Source organism: Allobosea sp. P4_C6, from assembly GCF_056402015.1.
In genome coordinates this window covers 1-1,192 of record NZ_JBFUIF010000258.1, presented here as the reverse complement: position 1 = coordinate 1,192, position 1,192 = coordinate 1, and the positions used below count along the sequence as shown (strand labels likewise).

4 protein-coding genes are annotated in these 1,192 nt (G+C 54.1%); 2 read left to right on the top strand and 2 right to left on the bottom strand.

The window, feature by feature from the left end:
- Nucleotides 1-460 (bottom strand): signal peptidase I (gene lepB / locus AC1DVA_RS28475; protein WP_476808141.1); only part of this gene is annotated, 460 nt, incomplete at its 3' end.
- Nucleotides 461-477: 17 nt separating this feature from the next.
- Complete coding sequence (locus tag AC1DVA_RS28470; RefSeq protein WP_476808140.1) at nucleotides 478-678, bottom strand: hypothetical protein; 201 nt, start codon at nucleotides 676-678, stop codon at nucleotides 478-480.
- 125 nt (nucleotides 679-803) lie between these two features.
- On the opposite strand from AC1DVA_RS28470, the gene AC1DVA_RS28465 reads away from it, so the two are divergent.
- Together AC1DVA_RS28465 and AC1DVA_RS28460 are read left to right on the top strand one after the other, a co-directional pair.
- On the top strand, nucleotides 804-995 hold the full coding sequence (locus tag AC1DVA_RS28465) for a hypothetical protein (protein ID WP_476808139.1): 192 nt from the start codon (nucleotides 804-806) through the stop codon (nucleotides 993-995).
- Nucleotides 992-1,177, top strand: coding sequence for a hypothetical protein (locus tag AC1DVA_RS28460; RefSeq protein ID WP_476808138.1), 186 nt, complete (start codon nucleotides 992-994; stop codon nucleotides 1,175-1,177). The genes AC1DVA_RS28465 and AC1DVA_RS28460 overlap by 4 nt, the downstream gene beginning before the upstream one ends.
- Nucleotides 1,178-1,192: the final 15 nt, after the last annotated feature.

Sequence of the window (1,192 nt, the reverse complement as noted above, 5' to 3'; positions counted from 1 at the left end):
AATCATGTGAGCGCCTAAGATTGTCTTTTAGCAAAAAAACATGGCCTGCCGGAACCACCGCGCCGCTAAAGTGAGTACGCGCAGATATGCCTTCGAAAAGCTCAATTAACTCGCGAGGCGGGGCAGCTTTCATGCCGTTGATGAAAAGTCCATCCGCGTTTAGCTCGACCGCTTCACCTTCGAGCCCCACCACACGAGCGATCCGATTTATTCTAGTTGGGCCAAATACATCATAGTGAGCCGTATAGAAATCATTGATCTGATTGTCAGAAAGTTTCGAGAAGAAATCAGATTCACGGCGTGCGATACTAATTGTGTGATCGAGTGTGATCGACGACCGATAGCCTACTACAGACCAACGCTTGGTCCTCAAGGATGGTGACGCCGTAATGACGCTGCCCTGCGGTATCGTTGGTTCCATTGAGTCATTGTGAACAAGCGCTGCGATCGGGGCTGGCATGATTTATGTTCCTCGAACTAGAGCTGTCGCTCTTCTGCTGCAGAAAATGAGCACGAAAGACATCCAGCCTCTAAGTTATCGAAGCTTTCATTTCTTTTGACGAGGTGAGTTGAGAGATTTTCAAGATCCAACAGGGCTTGTTCTAGGGCTACCTTTTTGTCGCGGGGCAACACGTCTTTACCTTCAGGATCAGAAACAATTTCAATGGATGGCTGCATAACCGCTCCTCCTGTGCGTACATGGGTAGAGTATATTTCGATGCGCGGTTACGCAACCTGTTTGTGTGTTGGCTGTAAGATTTAGATTCGCTCTCACGTCTTCCGCCACAAATAGGTTCGGCGCCTTGCTTTCTCAAAGTCAGCGCGGTGGTCTGCCCCCATTAGTTGGCCCGGAGCAGTCGGCGCGGGTCGATGGCTATTCGCGCTTCGAGACGCTGCGCAAGGTCGTGCTGCCCTTGTCGGGGCCGGGGCTGGTCGCGGTCGGGCTCTTCGTCGTGACGTCGCCGGGAACGACTTTGTCGTCGCGGTGGCGATGACCTCCTCGGAAGCGGTCAAGACCCTGCCGGTCGCGATCTATGGCTATCTCGGCTTCTATGGCCGCGAATGGGGGCCGCTGACCGCCTCGGCGATCCTTTCCACCCTTCCCGTCATCGTCGTCTTCATCGTCTTCCAGCGCTTCTTCCTCGGCGGGATGACGAGCGGCGGCGTCAAGAGCTGAGCCCATGACCACTGC

Excerpts from the sequence above, each read along its gene's own strand:
- AC1DVA_RS28470 (WP_476808140.1), bottom strand. The coding sequence starts at position 678 with ATGCAGCCATCCATTGAAATTGTTTCTGATCCTGAAGGTAAAGACGTG.
- AC1DVA_RS28460 (WP_476808138.1), top strand. The coding sequence starts at position 992 with ATGACCTCCTCGGAAGCGGTCAAGACCCTGCCGGTCGCGATCTATGGC.